15 protein-coding genes are annotated in these 18,030 nt (G+C 65.3%); 8 read left to right on the plus strand and 7 right to left on the minus strand.

Annotated elements, in window-relative coordinates:
• Window positions 1-121 precede the first annotated feature (121 nt).
• Window positions 122-319 carry a hypothetical protein gene (locus tag F624_RS0113670; RefSeq protein WP_019574876.1) on the minus strand — a complete coding sequence of 66 codons (198 nt, stop codon included), beginning with the start codon at window positions 317-319 and terminating at the stop codon, window positions 122-124.
• A gap of 644 nt (window positions 320-963) precedes the next feature.
• Between F624_RS0113670 and F624_RS0113675 the strand changes: the two genes are divergently transcribed.
• Window positions 964-1,209, plus strand: a complete 246-nt coding sequence (locus tag F624_RS0113675; protein ID WP_157443465.1) for a hypothetical protein — start codon at window positions 964-966, stop codon at window positions 1,207-1,209.
• A 16-nt stretch (window positions 1,210-1,225) separates the two neighbouring features.
• On the opposite strand, the gene F624_RS34085 is transcribed toward F624_RS0113675, so the two are convergent.
• Window positions 1,226-1,516, minus strand: coding sequence for an ATP-binding protein (locus F624_RS34085; RefSeq protein WP_342663582.1), 291 nt, complete (start codon window positions 1,514-1,516; stop codon window positions 1,226-1,228).
• A 42-nt stretch (window positions 1,517-1,558) separates the two neighbouring features.
• Here F624_RS34085 and F624_RS0113680 point away from each other — a divergent pair, with 42 nt between their 5' ends.
• Together F624_RS0113680 and F624_RS0113685 are read left to right on the plus strand one after the other, a co-directional pair.
• On the plus strand, window positions 1,559-2,209 hold the full coding sequence (locus F624_RS0113680) for a LysE family translocator (protein ID WP_031254981.1): 651 nt from the start codon (window positions 1,559-1,561) through the stop codon (window positions 2,207-2,209).
• Window positions 2,210-2,385: 176 nt separating this feature from the next.
• Window positions 2,386-2,949 (plus strand): sugar transferase, encoded by a 564-nt coding sequence (locus tag F624_RS0113685; RefSeq protein WP_019574879.1) that lies wholly within the window; start codon window positions 2,386-2,388, stop codon window positions 2,947-2,949.
• A 28-nt stretch (window positions 2,950-2,977) separates the two neighbouring features.
• On the opposite strand, the gene F624_RS34880 is transcribed toward F624_RS0113685, so the two are convergent.
• Both F624_RS34880 and selD read right to left on the minus strand, forming a co-directional pair.
• Entirely contained in the window at window positions 2,978-3,136 is a 159-nt protein-coding gene (locus tag F624_RS34880; RefSeq protein WP_019574880.1) for a hypothetical protein, read from the minus strand.
• Window positions 3,133-4,191 (minus strand): selenide, water dikinase SelD, encoded by a 1,059-nt coding sequence (gene selD / locus F624_RS0113695; RefSeq protein WP_051107402.1) that lies wholly within the window; start codon window positions 4,189-4,191, stop codon window positions 3,133-3,135. Before selD ends, F624_RS34880 begins: the two co-directional genes overlap by 4 nt.
• Window positions 4,192-4,227: 36 nt before the next feature.
• On the opposite strand from selD, the gene mnmH reads away from it, so the two are divergent.
• The 3 genes from mnmH (at window position 4,228) to F624_RS0113710 (ending at window position 8,545) form a co-directional block, all read left to right on the plus strand.
• Window positions 4,228-5,322: a tRNA 2-selenouridine(34) synthase MnmH gene (mnmH, locus tag F624_RS0113700; RefSeq protein WP_019574882.1), complete on the plus strand. Its 1,095-nt coding sequence runs from the start codon at window positions 4,228-4,230 to the stop codon at window positions 5,320-5,322.
• Between the two features lie 84 nt (window positions 5,323-5,406).
• Window positions 5,407-6,930, plus strand: a complete 1,524-nt coding sequence (locus tag F624_RS0113705) for a GGDEF domain-containing protein (RefSeq protein ID WP_019574883.1) — start codon at window positions 5,407-5,409, stop codon at window positions 6,928-6,930.
• Window positions 6,920-8,545, plus strand: a complete 1,626-nt coding sequence (locus F624_RS0113710) for an alkaline phosphatase D family protein (RefSeq protein WP_019574884.1) — start codon at window positions 6,920-6,922, stop codon at window positions 8,543-8,545. The genes F624_RS0113705 and F624_RS0113710 overlap by 11 nt, the downstream gene beginning before the upstream one ends.
• Before the next feature lie 16 nt (window positions 8,546-8,561).
• Here F624_RS0113710 and F624_RS0113715 read toward each other — a convergent pair whose 3' ends face one another.
• The 3 genes from F624_RS0113715 to F624_RS0113725 all read right to left on the minus strand — a co-directional run bounded on the left by F624_RS0113715 (window position 8,562) and on the right by F624_RS0113725 (window position 13,129).
• Window positions 8,562-10,220, minus strand: a complete 1,659-nt coding sequence (locus F624_RS0113715; RefSeq protein WP_019574885.1) for an acyl-CoA synthetase — start codon at window positions 10,218-10,220, stop codon at window positions 8,562-8,564.
• A gap of 102 nt (window positions 10,221-10,322) precedes the next feature.
• On the minus strand, window positions 10,323-12,035 hold the full coding sequence (locus F624_RS0113720) for a GGDEF domain-containing protein (RefSeq protein ID WP_019574886.1): 1,713 nt from the start codon (window positions 12,033-12,035) through the stop codon (window positions 10,323-10,325).
• Entirely contained in the window at window positions 12,032-13,129 is a 1,098-nt protein-coding gene (locus F624_RS0113725) for an ABC transporter substrate-binding protein (RefSeq protein WP_084679513.1), read from the minus strand. Before F624_RS0113725 ends, F624_RS0113720 begins: the two co-directional genes overlap by 4 nt.
• A 57-nt stretch (window positions 13,130-13,186) precedes the next feature.
• Here F624_RS0113725 and dnaG point away from each other — a divergent pair, with 57 nt between their 5' ends.
• Together dnaG and rpoD are read left to right on the plus strand one after the other, a co-directional pair.
• A complete protein-coding gene (gene dnaG / locus F624_RS0113730; RefSeq protein WP_031254984.1) occupies window positions 13,187-15,190 on the plus strand; it encodes a DNA primase in 2,004 nt (667 codons plus the stop codon).
• A gap of 343 nt (window positions 15,191-15,533) precedes the next feature.
• Window positions 15,534-17,891 carry an RNA polymerase sigma factor RpoD gene (rpoD, locus tag F624_RS0113735; protein WP_019574889.1) on the plus strand — a complete coding sequence of 786 codons (2,358 nt, stop codon included), beginning with the start codon at window positions 15,534-15,536 and terminating at the stop codon, window positions 17,889-17,891.
• The last annotated feature ends 139 nt before the right edge of the window (window positions 17,892-18,030 follow it).

Here is an 18,030-nt window from a genome sequence, read left to right on the forward strand (position 1 = left end):
GTCAAGGGGTCAAGGGGTCAAGGGGTCAAGGGGTCAAGGGGTCAAGGGGTCAAGGGGTCAAGGGGTCAAGGGGTCAAGGGGTCAAGGGGTCAAGGCGGCGCCACGAGGGGGCAACGAGCGCTCAGCCCACGCGCTTGCTCAAGGCCCAGATGCAGGCGCCTATCGCCAGCAGATCGGCTACGTCCTTCTCGTATCCGTTTGCCTTCGGGTCCAGCCGTTCCAGCAACGACGCGATGTTGGCAATGGCCACATCCGGGTCAGCCGCGCCCCCGCTGGCTTCTGTCTCTAGGATTCTGAGCATGGCGTCGGGTTGTTTCATGGCGTGAACGGGGCCTGTCGGGGCAGGCTTTGAGGAGGACACCCCAGCATAACGAAGCTTGCTCCAGGCGTCACGTCAAGGCTGGTGCCGCCGCCTCGCAAAACCCTGAAGTGGACCTCAACTCGGCTGATGGATACAAAACGGCAGGACGAACGGCCAGGCGTGTGGAGGCAGGTCCGGGACGGCCCCAGAGAGGCCGCTCGGCTGATCAGAGAGGGCCCAAGCGCAGTCCGAGAAATACGAGATAGCGCTTCTCGCAGCCATGGCATTCCATGTGCCGGCTCCCCGGAAGAAGCCGCATCCACAAGTCGCGCGCCACGCGGAACAGTGGCTCATGACAGCGGCTGCAACGCAGCCTGCTTTCATGCCTGAGCGCTGGGTTGGATGAAACTGTGCTCATGAAAGACCTCCTTACCGACATCAGCTGTGTCGAACAGACACGCCGCCGCATACGATTGCTGCGTTGCAACATAGTACGCCTCAACCGTGACAAACCGAAGAATTTCTGGTGCCCCCTATCCAAAGCGACAGGTTCGGTTCGCGAGCCATTGACCAGACATCCGTGACGCCGCTTACCAAAATTGGGCGATGCGCGCCTGGCTCCTATTTGTCAGACTCGCCTGATGCTCGGGGAGAACAACAACGTGACAGCAGACTTTTCATTTGAAGACGGTGGCTACCTCATCGAGGTGTACGCCAGCGAGGTGCTGCCCGGGCAGTGGAAGGTTCACTCTGTCTTCCAACGCCTGAGCGATCTGGACGACGAGCAAGGCATCGCCACCGCGATCCGGCACGAATCCGACGTGATCTTCGAATCGATGCCGCACGCCATGCTGGCTGGGCGGGAACAGGCCAAGCAACTCGTGCGGCAGGGTTCGGTGGGGCTTTGAAAGCCCCTCCCCGGGCTCAGGCCCCCGTCATTGCTGGGGCCATCGTGATGGCCCCGAATGGGCAGTGAACCTCACATTTGCGGCAACCCACGCACCTGTCAGCATCATGCAAGGTGGAGAACTTGCGCCACCCCTGGGCCTGCAAACTCAGAAGATGCAGATGACACGTCGGCACGCACCAACCACAGCCTGTGCAACGCGTGGAATCGATCACTGGAATCTGAATGGAACGGGCGGGGTTCATGCAAGCCGTGTTAGAAACAGGAGGAAGCCAAAGCCCCTGCCATGACAGGGCCTGTGCAGGCATGAATGCTGCTGCAGTGATACTTTGGCACTGGAGTATGGCTTCATGAACGCTATTTTCTTTTTTCCGGTGGCCGTGGCCATCGCCTTGACCCCCGGCCCGAACAATTTCTGTGCCCTGAACAATGGCATCCGCCAAGGCGTGGTGCCGGCGTTGGTAGGCACCTGCGGGCGGGTGCTGGCTTTCTCGGTATTCCTGACGGTATCGGCTGTGGGTCTGGGCGCCATGCTGCTGGCCTCGGAGGCCGCTTTCAGCACCGTCAAATGGGTCGGAGCCGCCTACCTCTTCTACCTGGGCTGGCGAGCCTGGCGCAGCCGCGAATTCAGTGGGCTGGCCCAGGCGCAACAAGATGCACCCGACGGACAACCCCCATCCGCCGCCGTGGCCAAGCCGCGCACCTGGCGGGCCTTGATGCGACAGGAATTCCTGCTGGGCATCACCAACCCCAAGGCCATCATTCTGTTTGCCGCGATCTTTCCCCAATTCATTGATGCCAGCCAGCCGGCTGCTCCTCAGTTCGCGGTCCTGGGCCCCACCTATCTGGCCGCAGAATTTGTAGCCAGTCTGGTCTATGCCGCGGGCGGTCTGCAATTGCGCCGGCTCATCACCAGCCAGCGAGCGGTTGTGCGACTGAACAAGGCCACAGGAGGGTTCTTCATGGGGGCTGCCGGTTTGCTGCTGGCCTCCAACAAATAAGGCTGCCGCCGAGCCGATCAGGCACTCCGATTCTCGCCAGTCGCGCGACACAACAGCCCGAATGAAGGTTTATTACCCCTGTTCAGGGATACTTGTGCCCGTCATTGTGTCAAGCAAGTAAAGACTCAGGCACACTTCTGAAGCTTGGCGCCCATGCCCACGCACTTCTTGCACTGATGAGTAAACGACTGTTCGATTTCACCCTGGCCAGCCTGGCCTTGATCCTGTTGGGGGTCCCCATGTTGCTGATCGGGCTGGCGGTGCGACTCAATTCACCCGGACCGGCGCTTTACTGGTCACTCCGGGTCGGGCGCCAGGGCAAGCCCTTTCTGATGCCCAAGTTCCGCAGCATGCGGGTGGGCACACCCACGGTGGCGACCCACCTGCTGCCTGATCCTGAAAGCCATGTGACACCGCTGGGCCGTTGGCTGCGCCGCACCAGCCTGGACGAACTGCCCCAGCTGTGGTGCATCGTGCGCGGTGACATGAGCCTGGTGGGCCCACGCCCTGCCTTGTGCAACCAGCAGACCCTGCACGCCATGCGTGAAACCTCAGGGGTCCATGCGCTGGCCCCGGGCCTCACCGGCTGGGCCCAGGTGCATGGGCGCGACGATCTGGACGACGCGGAGAAGGCTGCCTACGACGCCGAGTACCTGCGCACCCATTGCCTGGTGCTGGACTTGCGAATCCTGTGCCGCACCGCCCTGCTGGTCCTGCGCGGCGAGGGCATTCGGCATTGAAACGAGCCGGCCCGGTCCTGCGGCCCCATCAACAGAACATCAGGGCCAGCAAGGCGGCATCGTCGGCCAGGTTCAGCAAGGCATAGGCCGACAGGCGCAGCAACCAGAACTGGAGCTGCATCGGCAAGCCGTCCAGCACCATCGAGCCGGACAGCGGCTCCAGCGCCTCGGACACCTGATCACTCACGCGAAACGCACCCCGGCACGCGCGTCTGCCGGCAAAGCCTGCATGCGGCCCACCACCGCAGCTTCGGCAAAACCGGCCTCGTGGAAGGCGCCAAGTACCGCGTCTGCCGCCTCAGGGGAGCAGCTCACCAGCAAGCCGCCACTGGTCTGCGGGTCAGACACGAGGGCCTGCTGCCAGGCCTCAGCGCTTTCAGGCCAGCTGATATCACCGCCATATGAGGCCCAGTTGCGCGCCGAAGCACCCGTGACCACCCCTTCGCGGGCAAAGCGCTGGGCCGCCCCGATCAGGGGCAAGTCGGCCAGACGCACTTCGGCCTGCAGGGCCGAGCCGCGGCACACCTCCAGCAAGTGACCGGCCAGGCCAAAACCCGTCACGTCGGTCATGGCATGCACACCAGCCAGGCCGCCCAGGGTGCTGCCCACGCGGTTCAGCCGCGTGGTGTGGGCCAGCATCTCGGCATAACCGGCCTCGTCGAGCAGGCCCTTCTTGAGCGCGGCCGACAAGATGCCCACCCCCAGCGGCTTGCCCAGCACCAGCACATCACCGGCCTGCGCGTCGGCATTGCGCCGCACGCGATCCGGGTGCACCAGACCCAGGGCCACCAGGCCATAAATGGGCTCCAGCAGGTCAATCGAATGCCCCCCGGCCACCGGGATGCCGGCCTCACGACAGATCTCGGCCCCCCCCGCCAGCACCTCGCCGATGGTTTCGGGGGAGAGCTTGGCGATCGGCATGCCCACCAGGGCCAGGGCCAGAATGGGGGTGCCGCCCATGGCGTAGATGTCAGACAACGCATTGGTGGCCGCGATGCGCCCGAAATCGCGCGGGTTGTCGACGATGGGGGTGAAGAAATCGGTGGTGGCCACCAGGGCCTGGTGCTCGTTGAGGCGGTACACCGCAGCGTCATCGCTGGTCTCCAGCCCCACCATCAGCTCGGGCGGCATCAGGCCACGCGGTGCGCGTGACAAAATCTCGCTCAGCAAGCCGGGGGCGATCTTGCAGCCGCAACCGCCTCCGTGGGAAAACTGGGTCAATGCAGGAGTCGAAGTAGTCATGTCTTATTTTCACGTTTTTTGGCGACAGGGACGCTCATGAGCCGCCGCGCCCCCGTGCAGGTCAGCGAAATTGACCAATTTGACGTCGTGATCGATGCCCGCTCGCCCTCCGAGTTTGCACTGGACCACATCCCGGGGGCCATCAATTGCCCGGTGCTCGATGACGAGGAGCGTCGCATCGTGGGCACGATCTACAAGCAGCAAAGCGCCTTTGAGGCCCGGCGCGTGGGTGGGGCCATGGTGGCCGCCAATCTGGCACGGCACCTGAAGGAGCGCTTTGCCGACCAGCCGGCCGACTGGAAGCCGTTGGTGTACTGCTGGCGTGGCGGCCTGCGCAGCGGCTCGATGGTGGCCTGGTGGCGCCTGGTCGGCTGGGATGCCCAGCAACTGGCCGGGGGCTACAAGCGTTTTCGCCAGCAGGTGGTGGCCAGCCTGGCCGAGCTGGCGCCCCGATTGCGGCTGCAGGTGCTGTGCGGCCCCACCGGCAGTGCCAAGACGCGACTGCTGCACGCCCTGGCCGAGCAGGGTGCCCAGGTGCTTGACCTGGAGGGCCTGGCCTGCCACAAGGGCTCTTTGCTGGGGGCCGTGCCGGGCCAGGCGCAGCCCTCGCAGAAAGCCTTCGAGACGGCCCTGTACACGGCGATCAGACGCTTTGACCTGAGCCGGCCCGTCTGGGTCGAGGCCGAGAGCCGCAAGATCGGACGCATGGCCCTGCCCCAGGCCCTGGTGGACCGCATGCGCAGCGCGCCCTGCCTGGAGCTTCAAGCCCCTCTGGCTGAGCGCCTGGATTTTCTGCTGCGAGACTACGCCTATCTGGGCGATGCCCCCGAACAACTGGCGCAGCAGTTGGAGCCTCTGCGCACCTTGCACGGCCATGAAGTGCTGAACCAGTGGCAGGCCTGGGCCCGCCAAGGCCAACTGGCGCCCCTGTTCGAAAGCCTGGTGACGCTGCATTACGACCCGCAGTACGCCCGTTCGCAGGCCCTGCACTTTCGGCATTGGCCCCAGCGCGAGTTGCTCAGCGTCGACTCGCTCACCCCGACCGCACTGGCCGAGCTGGCCGCCGATGGACTGGCCAGACGTGAATTGCCCACGCCGTCAGGCAACGCTTCTTATTCATCTTCGTCATGATTTTTCAGTACTGACAGGGTTATGCTTTGCCCTTTGACGCCTTTGTCAGTGCCCGGCGTGCACTCCTCCTCCTGACCCTCATCCATGGCTGAACGATCGCCCTACGAGATTGCCAAGGAAACGCTCAAGCTGCTTTCCGTGCGCAAGCTGCTGCCCTCGCCCGAGAACTACCAGGCGCTCTACCACGAGGTGGCTGGCACCCGGCATGTGCCGAACTTTCCCGAAGAGCAGTTGCGCAGCATCGCCCGGGTGATGCCGGGCCAGACGCCGGCCCAACAACGCCTGCTGGGCCAGTTGGACCAGGCCATCCAGAACCGCAACTGGGTGGGTCTGCAGGCGGCCCTGGTGGGCCTGGCCACCCAGCCTCTGGTGAGCACGCCAGCCCACCTGCCTGACAAACCCGCCGTCACAGACGAATTGATGGCCGAGCTGCGCGAACAGATCGCGCGCCTGATCGAAAACACCCTGCCCATGCTGGGCCAGGACGACCCGCGCCTGAAGGAGCAGGCCGAGCAACTGCTGAACTTCGCCCGCCAGCCGGCAGCCGATGTGGCCACCCTCAAACTGATGCTGGGCAACCTGAGCTTCAAGGTGTCCTTCGCCGCCGAAGACCAGATGGCCATCAAAAGCTCGCTGCTGGAGCTGCTGCACCTGCTGTTCGTGAACATCGGCGAGCTGACGGTGGAAGACCGCTGGGTCAAGGGCCAGATCGATGCGCTGGTCAGCGCCACCACCCCGCCGCTCACGCTCAGGCGCCTCGATGACGTGCAGGCCCGCCTGAAAGACGTGATCTTCAAGCAAAGCGAGGCCAAGGCCCGCACCCAGGAAGCTCAGGAGCAGATGAAGCAGATGCTTGCTGCCTTCATTGAGCGCCTGGGCCGCATGACCGAACACAGCAGCGCTTACCAGGGCACGATCGAAAACTGCTCGCGCCAGCTGGAATCGGCCCAGACCCTGGTCGACATCGCCCCCGTGCTGCAAGAAGCCATCCAGGCCACACGGGCCATGTCCATCGACACCTTGCACATGCGCGACGAACTGCGCGAGATGCGTGAACGCACCCAGTTGGCCGACGAGGCCCTGCGCAAGCTGCAAGAAGAGCTCGACCGCGCCAGCTCGCAGGCGCGCCACGACCCGCTGACCGGCGCGCTCAACCGCAAGGGCCTGGACGAGGCCCTGCAGCGCGAAATCGCCCGCGCGCGCCGCCAGGGCACGGCCATGTGCGTGTCGCTGCTGGATCTGGACAACTTTAAGCGCCTCAACGACAGCCTGGGCCACGACACGGGCGATGCCGCGCTGGTGCACCTGGCCCAGGTGGCCCGCACCACCATGCGCCCGCAAGACAGCCTGGCCCGCTATGGCGGGGAAGAATTCCTGGTGGTGCTGCCCGACACCGATCAGGCCAAGGGGGTCGAGGTCATGAAGCGCCTGCAGCGCGAGCTGACCAAGCAGTTCTTCCTGAAAGACAACGAAAAGGTGCTGATCACCTTCAGCGCGGGCGTGGCCCAGGTGGGGGCCGAAGAGGAAACCACCGAAGCCATCAAGCGTGCCGACCAGGCCATGTACCTGGCCAAGCGCTCCGGGAAGAACCGTGTGGTTGCCGCCTGAGCTGCTCCGGCGTGAGTGGCTGCAAGCCCTGCTGCTGGGCACGGCAGCTCAGCCCTGGCGGGCCTGGGCCCAGCGCAGCAACCCTGCCGGGCTGGCGGCCGACCCGTTTGGTCTGGGTGTGGCCAGCGGCTCGCCCAGCCACAACAGCGTGGTGCTCTGGACCCGGCTGTGCACCGACGGCCTCGGCCCGGCCAACGCCACGGTGTCCTGGGAGTTGGCCGAGGACGCGCAATTTGCCCGGGTGCTGCAACGCGGCCAGGTGACTGCCCAGGCCGAACTGGGTCACAGCGTGCATGTCGAGGTCAGTGGCCTGCAGGCCGAGCGCTGGGTCCACTACCGCTTCATGGTGGGCGATGCCGTCAGCCCGGTGGGCCGCACGCGCACCTTGCCCGCCCCCGAGGCCCTGGCGCCGCGGCTGAGGCTGGCCTTTGCCTCCTGCCAGCGCTGGGAGCACGGCTTCTATGCGGCCTGGCGTGACGTGGCGACCCGCAACCCCGACCTGGTGCTGTTTCTGGGCGACTACATCTACGAATACGCTTCGCCCCCGGGCGGCCCCACGCCCCAGGCCAAGACCCCGATCCACAGGGTGCACACCCTGCGCCGGGCCCAGACGCTGGCCGACTACCGCGACCGCTATGCCCTGCACAAAAGCGACCCGGCCCTGCAGGCGGCCCACGCGGCCTACCCCTGGCTGCTGACCTGGGACGACCACGAGGTCGAGAACGACTACGCCGGCGAGCGGGGGCGCGAGAGCAGCGGCGCCGACTTCCTGCGCCAGCGCAGCGCCGCCTACCAGGCCTTCTATGAAAACCAGCCCTTGCGCGCCTCGGTGCTGCTGCATGGCCTGCAAGGCCTGGCCCGACCGGATGCCTTGCGCATCTACCAACGCAGCGACTTTGGGCGCCTGGCGCGCTTTCACCTGCTGGACGACCGCCAGTACCGTGCCGTGCAAGCCTGCCGTGAAGCCGGCAGCAGCGGCGCCGGCACCGTGCGCGCCGGCCGCTGTGCCGAGCTGACTGACCCGGCACGCAGCCTGCTGGGCCCCGCCCAAGAGCAATGGCTGGCCCAGGGCCTGGCGCAGGATGCCAGCCCGCAAGGGCCGCGCTGGAGCGTGATCGCCCAGCAGACCTTGTTCTCGCCGCGCCACTATGGCGGCGCCAGCGCCGCCGCACGGGCCGATGAACCCACGCCCACCGACCCCTGGGACGGCTACCCCGCGGCCCGCAGGCGTCTGCTGGCCGATCTGCAGGCCACGCCCCCGCGCAACACCGTGCTGATCGGTGGCGATGTGCACCAGAACTATGTGTGCCGCGTGCAGGCCGACCCCGACCGGCCCGACTCCGCCGTGCTGGCCAGCGAGTTCTGCGGCACCTCGATCAGCTCGCACTCGGGCGCCACGCTGGAGCGCGCCGCGGCCTTGCAGCGTGACAACCCGCACATCCTGCTGGCCCGGCCCGACCAACGCGGCTACGCCTGGGTGGAACTGAGCCCGCAGCGCTGGCAGACCACGCTGATGGCGGTGGACGACCCAGGCCGGGCCGACAGCCCCGTGCGGCCCCTGGCCCGCTTTGTGGTGGAGGACGGCCGCGCCGGGCCTCAGCCCGACACGGTCTAGCCCCTGCGCAACAGACTCAAACGTCGATCGCGCCGGCCGAGCCCGCCTGCTTGCGCAACTCGAACTTCTGGATCTTGCCGGTGCTGGTCTTGGGCAGTTCACCGAACACCACCGCGCGGGGCACCTTGAAGCCGGCCAGGTGCTTCTTGCAGTGCGCCACGATGTCTTCGGGCGTGGTTTCGGCACCCACCTTCAGCTCGACAAAGGCACAAGGGGTTTCGCCCCAGCGCGCATCGGGCTTGGCCACCACCGCAGCGGCCAGCACATCAGGGTGGCGGTACAGCACATCTTCGACCTCGATCGAAGAGATGTTCTCACCGCCCGAGATGATGATGTCCTTGCTGCGGTCCTTGATCTTGATGTAGCCATCGGGGTATTGCACCGCCAGGTCCCCGCTGTGGAACCAGCCGCCGGCAAAGGCCTCCTGCGTGGCCTTGGGGTTCTTCAGGTAGCCCTTCATGGCGATGTTGCCGCGGAACATGATCTCGCCCATGGTTTCGCCGTCCTGGGGCACGGGCTGCAGGGTCTCGGGGTCGAGCACGCGCACATCACGCTCCAGGTGGTAGCGCACGCCCTGGCGGGCATTCAGGCGGGCGCGCTCGCCGATGTCCAGCGCATCCCAGGCTTCATGCTTGGCGCACACGGTGGCCGGGCCATACACCTCGGTCAGGCCATAGACATGGGTCAGGTCAAAACCCATCTGCTCCATGCCTTCGATCATCGAAGCCGGTGGCGCCGCGCCCGCCACCATGGCCCGGATGCCGGCAGGCACACCGGCCTTCAGCGCGGCCGGCGCGTTGACCAGCAGGCCGTGCACGATGGGCGCCCCGCAGTAATGGGTGACGCCGTGCTCGCGCATCATGGCAAAGATCGCCTCGGGATCGACCCGGCGCAGGCACACGTTGACACCGGCCCGTGCAGCCACCGTCCACGGAAAACACCAGCCGTTGCAATGGAACATGGGCAGGGTCCAGAGGTAGACCGAGAACTTGGGCATGTCCCACTCCAGCACATTGGAGATGGCGTTCACCGCCGCACCGCGGTGGTGGTAGACCACGCCCTTGGGGTTGCCGGTGGTGCCGCTGGTGTAGTTCAGGGCAATCGCGTCCCACTCGTCGGCAGGCAGCTGCCAGGCGAACTCGGGGTCGCCGCTGGCCAGGAACTCGTCATAGGTGGTTTGCCCCAGCCGCAGCGGCGCGGCGCCATACACCGCATCTTCCACATCGATCAGCAGCAGCGGGGTCTGGGCCTGGCGCAGGGCCAGGGCCTTTTGCGCCACCGGGGCAAACTCGGGGTCGACGATCAGGGCCTTGGCCTCGCCATGGTCGAGCATGAAGGCGATGGTCTCGGGGTCAAGCCGGGTGTTGAGCGAGTTGAGCACCGCCCCAGCCATGGGCACGCCAAAGTGGGCCTCGACCATGGGCGGGGTGTTGGGCAGCATCACGGCCACCGTGTCGTTCTTGCCGATGCCGGCGCGGCTCAGGGCGCTGGCCAGTTGGCGGCAGCGTGCATAGGTCTGGGCCCAGGTGCGGCGCAGCACCTGCTCACCACGCCCGTGCACGATGGCCAGGCGATCCGGGTAGACCTGGGCCGTGCGCTCGATGAAGCTCAGGGGCGTGAGGCTGGCGTAGTTGGCTTCGGTGCGGGGCAGATCCTGGTCATAGAGGGCTGTCATGAGGTCTCCTGAAGTGCGAAAGAAAGCAGAGCGGACTGCACGACTTTCATTGTGTGACGGCAGCCTTACGCGGGCGTTTCAACCCGGAACATGCTGAAACACTCAGGCAGCCGGCCGACTGAGGCGCCCGCTTTGCTTCGCTCGGTACATGGCCGCATCGGCGTCGGCCAGCAGGCTGCGCACATCATGCCCGTCACGCGGGTACAGGCTGATGCCCACACTGGCACGCACCTGGATCGGTAAGCCCTGGTGCAGCACGGGCTGCTGAAACTGCGCCTGCAGCTTGGCTGCGATCGGATCGGCATCCGCTTCGCCGTGCAGTCCTTCGCACACCACCACAAATTCATCGCCGCCCATGCGCCCCACCAGGTCGCCGGCGCGCAGGTCGTCGCTCAAGCGCTGGGCGACGGCACGCAGCACGGCGTCACCCACCTCATGGCCCAAGCCGTCATTGATGTTCTTGAAATGGTCCAGGTCCACGAAAAGTACCGCGCAGACCAGGCCCGAACGGTCGGCCCGGTCCAGCGCCTCGGCCAGTCGAGCTTCCACCATGCGGCGGTTGGGCAGGCTGGTCAGCGGATCGTGGTGGGCCAGATGATCCATGGCATTGTGGCGACTGCGCAGCTGCGCCATCTGCAGCCAGACCTGCTCCTCCATGTGCTGGAAGCCGCGCGCCAGCTCACCGATCTCATCTTGGCGCTCAACAGGCAAACCCATCACCCGCTGCCCCTTGCCCATGCTGCGGGTGGCCGCAACCATCGCCTTCAGGGGCTCCGTGACCACACGCGACACCAGCACCGCCATCAACAGGGCCGCCAGACACACCAGCAGCAACACCTGGACAATGCTGCGGCCCAGAACCGGCGCATCACCTTCGATCACGCTGAGCGTCTGGGCCAGGCCGAGCACCAGGAAGCGCTGCTCCACCTCGGCACCGACCGGCAAACGCACAAAAGCAGCCGCCAGGGGCTCTCCATAGGCATCGCTGGCCCGAGTGACCAGCGACTGAACCCGCCCACTGATCAAGCCCTGCGCCTCAGGAAAGGTGTCCTGGATGAATATGCGCTGCCCACGATCAAAGCCGAAGGTCTGGCTGGCGTCCGGGTGCATCAGCCAATCCCCCCAGCGGTTGCTCATGTAGAGCTGAAAGCCGCCCGGCAGATTGGACATCACATCCTGCAGAAAAGGCCGCGCCGCCACCTGCAACGCCACCACACCCAAGGTGCGCCCCTGAGATACCACGGGTGCCGATACGGTGAATGAGGGCATGTCGTTGGCCCCCGGAGCCTCGTCGTGGTTGACAGCAAACTCCGACAGGTAAACCTGCCCGGCCGGCTGGGCCAGGGCCTCGAAAACATAGGGGAAATGCCCCTTCTCCCGCATGTCACGCTCAGGGACGCGCTGCAGAAACTCACCCTCACGCAGGACCCGCACCCGCTCCAGACCATGTTCCCGTGCGGTGATCAGCCGCAGTTGCAGATAACCCGGATGGGCAGCCAGCAGGGCCTCGAAGGCTTGCGCCATGGCTTCACGATCGGCCTGCTGTGAGTGCCCAGGAGCCATCCGCCCATCTTCCAGCAAGGCCCGTGCTGCGGCATGAGCGGCCAGCCCCAGGGCATCTCGCGAGACACTTTGCAGGCTGGAATGCAGGTGGCGGGCCAGCACCTCGGTGGTGCTCAGCAGGTAGCGCTCAGCGCGCTCGGTCATCATGGCGCGGCTGCTCACAAAGGTGTAATGGCTGGCCAGACCGGCGGCAAATGCACTGAAGGCCACCAGCAACAGGCTCAGCCGCAGGGCAATGCCACCGGGCTTCATACCATCAACCTCTCAGGCCGCTCGCCATCCCGGATGCGCTGCCACAGCGCAGCGCGGCGCGCCTCATCCTCGACCGGTTCCAACCACAGCAGAGAGGCGCCGGAGTTCACTTCGGCGGGCTCCTCCAGGGTATTGGCCAGGCCCTGGCGAAAGCTGAAGGTCCGGCTGACCTCGGGCGACAGCATGGTGTCGATCCAGCGCGCAGCCAAGGTCAGGCTGCGGGCTTGGCGGGTGATGGCCCAGCAGTCCAGCCAGGCCAGGGCGCCTTCGCGCGGCAAAGCGTAGCCCACATCCAGCCCCTGATCACGCAACAGCTTGAGCTGCTGGCGACCGTAGTTGGCAAACATCAGGGCGACTTGGTGGCGCCGGAACAGGTCGGCCGACTCGTCTGGCTGGGTGTAAAAGGCACGCACATTGCGGCGCAAAGCCACCAAATGCCGGGCCAAAGGGCCAAACTGGCTGGGAGGGATGCGAAACGGAGACAAACCGGACGACTGGGCAGCAATGGAGAAACTGTGCGCGCTGGTATCAAAAGCCAGCACCTTGCCACGCCAGCGCTCATCCCACAAAGCCTGGATAGAGTCAGGCGGCCGGGTCATCTGGCGACGGTCGAAGATCAGGCCCATCTCGGCGTACGTGAAAGGCATGCCGAACAGCTGAGAGCCCTGTGTCAAGCCCGGAATCGCGTCCCGCTTCAGAAACCGGGGCAGTTGGGCGGCCGCCTGGGGAATCCAGGCCAACGGCAGAGGCGACAACTGATTCAAGCCGCGCAGTCGCTGCAATTCAACCGTGTTGGCCGCCACCACGTCAAACGGAGGCCCGCCGGTGTCAGGATCGCGCCGGGCCAGTCGCTCGCGCAGCACTTCATCGGAGCCCACGATGGTGAGCTCGACACGAACCTCGAAACGACGCTCAAATGCTTTGACGATGTCAGCATCGGCATAGCCGGGCCAGGCCAGCACCCGCAAGACGCGACTGGCGTCAGCAACCCCACCCCCATCCGTGCCCAGGGCGCAAGCGCCCGTGCTGGCCCAGACGACAGTCTGCGCCAGTCCCGCCCGCCAGAAGGCGCGCCGTCCAGCCGAGGGTCGCATGCCGCTTGTCATATTAGGTGTTCCGTCCAGCTGACAGTTTAAGGGGACAATAGGCGGGTGACGATTCCACAGTCTTTCATCCAGGAACTTCTTGCCCGCACCGATGTGGTGGACATCGTGGGCCGCTACGTGCCCTTGAAGAAGGCCGGGGCCAACTTCATGGGCCTGTGCCCCTTCCATGGCGAGAAATCGCCCTCCTTCTCGGTCAGCCCGTCCAAGCAGTTCTTCCATTGCTTCGGCTGCGGCAAGAACGGCAATGCCATCGGCTTTCTGATGGAGCACGCGGGCATGGGCTTTCGCGAGGCCGTGGAAGACCTGGCCCAGCAATACGGCCTGCAGGTGCCCGATGACGACGTCTCCCCGCACGACAAGGCCCGCGCCGCCGAGCAACGGCAAAAGCAGCTCAGCCTGAGCGAAGTGCTTGAAAAAGCCGGCGACGCCTACCGCAAACAGCTCAAGGTGTCGCCCCGCGCGGTCAACTACCTCAAAGGCCGGGGCCTGTCGGGTGAGGTGGCCAAGCGCTTCGGCCTGGGCTATGCCCCGGAGGGCTGGCGCAGCCTGGCCAGCGTGTTTGCCGAATACGACAGCCCTTTGCTGGCCGAATGTGGCCTGGTGATCGTGAGCGACGAAGACGGCCGGCGCTACGACCGCTTCCGCGACCGCATCATGTTCCCCATCCGCAACGTGAAGGGGGAATGCATCGGCTTTGGCGGGCGCGTGCTGGGCGACGAAAAGCCCAAGTACCTGAACTCACCCGAAACCCCGGTGTTCAGCAAGGGACGCGAGCTGTATGGCCTGTACGAGGCCCGCACGGCACTGCGCGAGCAGGGCTATGCCCTGGTCACCGAAGGCTACATGGACGTGGTGGCCCTGGCCCAGCTGGGCTTTCCGAACGCCGTGGCCACGCTGGGCACGGCCTGTACCACCGACCATGTGCACAAGCTGTTCCGCTTCACCGACTCGGTGGTGTTCAGCTTCGACGGCGATGCCGCCGGCCGGCGCGCCGCCCGCAAGGCGCTGGATGGCGCCATCCCCTACGCCACCGACACACGCAGCGTGAAGTTCCTGTTCCTGCCGGCCGAACACGACCCCGACAGCTTCATCCGCGAATACGGCCCCGACGCCTTTTCACGTCACGTGGGCGACGCCCTGCCGCTGAGCCGCTTCCTGATCGAGGCCGCCCGCGAGCAATGCGACCTGGGCACGGCCGAAGGCCGCGCCCACATGGCGGCCAATGCCCGCCCGCTGTGGAGCGCCTTGCCCGAGGGCGTGCTCAAGCGCCAGCTGCTGGGCGAGTTGGCCGAACTGACCCAGTTGCCCACCGCCGACCTGGCGGCCCTCTGGCAGGGCAACCCCGATGCCGGCGCCCCGCCCCGCCAAGGCCAGCGCCATGCCGCCTCGGATGACGCCCCCCACTGGCATGGCGATGGCGGCCAGGGCGCCTGGCCCGACGCCAGCGGCGCTGGCTCTGGCCACCCCTCGGCCGGCCCGGGCAAGCGCTTCGAAAAGGGCAGCTTCAAGGGCGGCAAGGACGGCTTCAAAGGCTCGCGCGACGGCTGGAAAGGCGGCAAATGGAACGCCAAGCCCGAAGAGAACGACGACGGCCCGCGCACCCCGCCCGTGACGCGCCCCGACCATGCGGCCCGCCTGCTGCTGTCGCACATGAGCGCCCTGGAAAGCCTCAGCCACGATGACCACGACATGCTGTGCCAGCTGCCGGCACCGCACGGCGCCCTGTTCGTCTGGCTGGAAAGCCAATTCCACGAACACGGGGCCGTGCCCTGGGCGGTGCTGCGCGAGAGCCTGCGCGGGCAGGCCTTCGAGGCCCTGGCGGTGAAGCTCATGACCGGCTCGCACGCCCAGACCGAGGGCGAAATCAAGGAATTGCGGGCCGAACTGCGCGGCGTGCTCAACCGCATGCTGGTCGAACAGCTCAAGCTGCAGGAAAAACAAGCCATCGAGGCGGTGCGGCACGACCCGGCCGCCCTGGAGCGCTACCGCGCCCTGTTCAAGCGCCGCACCGAACTGGAGCTGAATCTGCAGCGCGTGGCGATCCAATAAAACCTTCTTCTGGTACCCGGCCCTTGAAAAGCGGCCACATCGGTATAATGTAAGGTTTGCATCGGCAAGAGCGACAGCAGCACCTCCGGCCCGGGCCCGCACCACACCCCTAGACGGGGCACGCGCCCACCATCCGCAAGGACTGCACACCAAATGTTCGCCCAGACATCTTGCCCCTGAGAACTGCGTGGCCAGGCCCTGCCCGGCTGCCTGCTTCTCAACTGCAAAGGGCTGCAACAAGCTGCAAGAAATTGCGCCAAACCACCCTTTGCCGTGCCACCCGCGCCGGGATATGTGGCGCTTGCTCGTTTCTTTGTGTTCCTGTTTGATCCTGAGGTTGTCCATGCCCGCTCAAAAGTCCGCGAAGCCCGTCAAGTCCGAGTCCACCGCCCCGGCCCAGGTTGCTCCGAAAGCCACCGCCAAGTCCTCGGCAGCCAAGACGGCTGCCAGTGCCAAGGCGGCGACCCCGTCTGCCAAGAAAGCCACCACAGTGCCCGCATCGAAACCCAAGGCTGAAGCCACCTCCGACGAACTGAAGAAGACCTCCAAGGCCACCGCGGCCGCTGGCGAAGACGCTCCGGTCAAGAAAAAGCCGGGCCGCCCGCCCAAGGCTGCCGCCGACAAGGACGCCGCCCCCAAAACCGGCGCCAAGCGTGGCCGCAAGCCCAAGGCCGATGCGGTCAAGGAATCCAGCGACGACGACCTGGACCTGTCCGACATCGAAGCCGACCTCGAAGGTGAGGTCGAAGCCACCCCCGCCGCGGCCACGACCGAAAAGGTCAAGCCGCTGCGCATGAAGATCAGCAAGGCCAAGGAACGCGCGCTGATGAAGGAATTCGGCCTGGACGAAACCGTCCTGTCCGAAGAAGACATGGCCAAGCGCCGCTCGCGCCTGAAGACCCTGATCACCCTGGGCAAGACCCGCGGCTACCTGACCCAGGTTGAAATCTCCGACCACTTGCCCGACAAGCTGGTCGATGCCGAGACCATGGAAGTCGTGGTCACCATGTTGAACGACATGGGTGTGGCGGTGTACGAGCAGACGCCCGACGCCGAAACCCTGTTCCAGAACAACGTGACCCCGACCGCTGCCACGGTCGAGGAAGCCGAAGAAGAAGCCGAAGCTGCGCTGTCCACCGTGGACTCCGAATTCGGCCGCACGACCGACCCGGTGCGCATGTACATGCGCGAAATGGGCACGGTCGAGCTGCTGACCCGCGAAGGCGAAATCGAAATCGCCAAGCGCATCGAAGGCGGCCTGATGGCCATGATGGAAGCCATCTCGGCTTCGCCCGCCACCATTGCCGAAATCCTCAGCATGGGCGAGGAGATCCGCGAAGGCAAGATCGTCATCTCGACCATCGTTGACGGCTTCTCCAACGCCAACGAAGCCGACGACTACGTGGCCGAAGAAGACTTCGACGAATTCGACGAAGCCGACGACGACGACGGCAAGGGCGGCTCCAAGGCCCTGACCAAGAAACTCGAAGAACTCAAGCGTGAAGCCCTGTCGCGTTTCGACAAGCTGCGCGAGCTGTTCGAGAAGATGCACAAGATCTATGACAAGGAAGGCTACGGCGGCGCCGTCTACATGAAGACCCAGCAGCAACTGTCTGCCGAGCTCATGACGATCCGCTTCACCGCCAAGACCATCGAGAAGCTGTGCGATCTGGTGCGAGCCCAGGTCGATGACGTGCGCAAGAAAGAACGCGAGCTGCGCCGCATCATCGTCGACAAGTGCGGCATGCCGCAGGAAACCTTCATCAAGGACTTCCCACCCAACCTGCTGAACCTGAAATGGGTCGAGAAGCAAGCTGCCGCTGGCAAGCCCTGGTCGGTGGTGATGGCCCGCAACATCCCTCCGATCCAGGAACTGCAGCAAAAGCTGATGGACCTGCAATCGCGCGTGGTGGTGCCGCTGACCGAGCTGAAGGACATCAACAAGCGCATGAACGAAGGCGAAGCCGCCTCGCGCGATGCCAAGAAGGAAATGATCGAGGCCAACCTGCGTCTGGTGATCTCGATTGCAAAGAAGTACACCAACCGCGGTCTGCAGTTCCTGGATCTGATCCAGGAAGGCAACATCGGTCTGATGAAGGCGGTCGACAAGTTCGAATACCGCCGCGGCTACAAGTTCTCGACCTACGCCACCTGGTGGATCCGTCAGGCCATCACGCGCTCGATCGCGGACCAGGCCCGCACCATCCGCATCCCGGTGCACATGATCGAGACCATCAACAAGATGAACCGCATCAGCCGCCAGCACTTGCAAGAGTTTGGTTTTGAGCCCGATGCCTCCATCCTGGCCGCCAAGATGGAGATCCCCGAGGACAAGATCCGCAAGATCATGAAGATCGCCAAAGAGCCGATCTCCATGGAAACACCGATCGGCGACGATGACGACAGCCACCTGGGCGACTTCATCGAGGACGGCTCCAACACCGCGCCCATCGATGCCGCCATGCAGGCCGGCCTGCGCGATGTGGTGAAGGACATCCTCGATGGCCTGACCCCGCGCGAAGCCAAGGTGCTGCGCATGCGCTTCGGCATCGAAATGTCGACCGACCACACCCTGGAAGAAGTGGGCAAGCAGTTCGACGTGACCCGCGAACGCATCCGCCAGATCGAAGCCAAGGCCCTGCGCAAGCTCAAGCACCCGAGCCGCAGCGACAAGCTGCGCAGCTTCATCGACTCGCTGTGATCCACGCCCCCTGATCGACCGGCGCCCCTGCGGCGCTCCCTGATCCACCCAGCCCCTGCGCCTTGCGGCCAGGGGCTTTTTGCTGGGCGCAGCAGAGCAGGTCGGTCCGGTTCAAAGCACCTGCTCACAAGCCTTACGT

The sequence above is a fragment of the Curvibacter lanceolatus ATCC 14669 genome (genome assembly GCF_000381265.1).
Lineage (GTDB): Bacteria > Pseudomonadota > Gammaproteobacteria > Burkholderiales > Burkholderiaceae_C > Curvibacter > Curvibacter lanceolatus.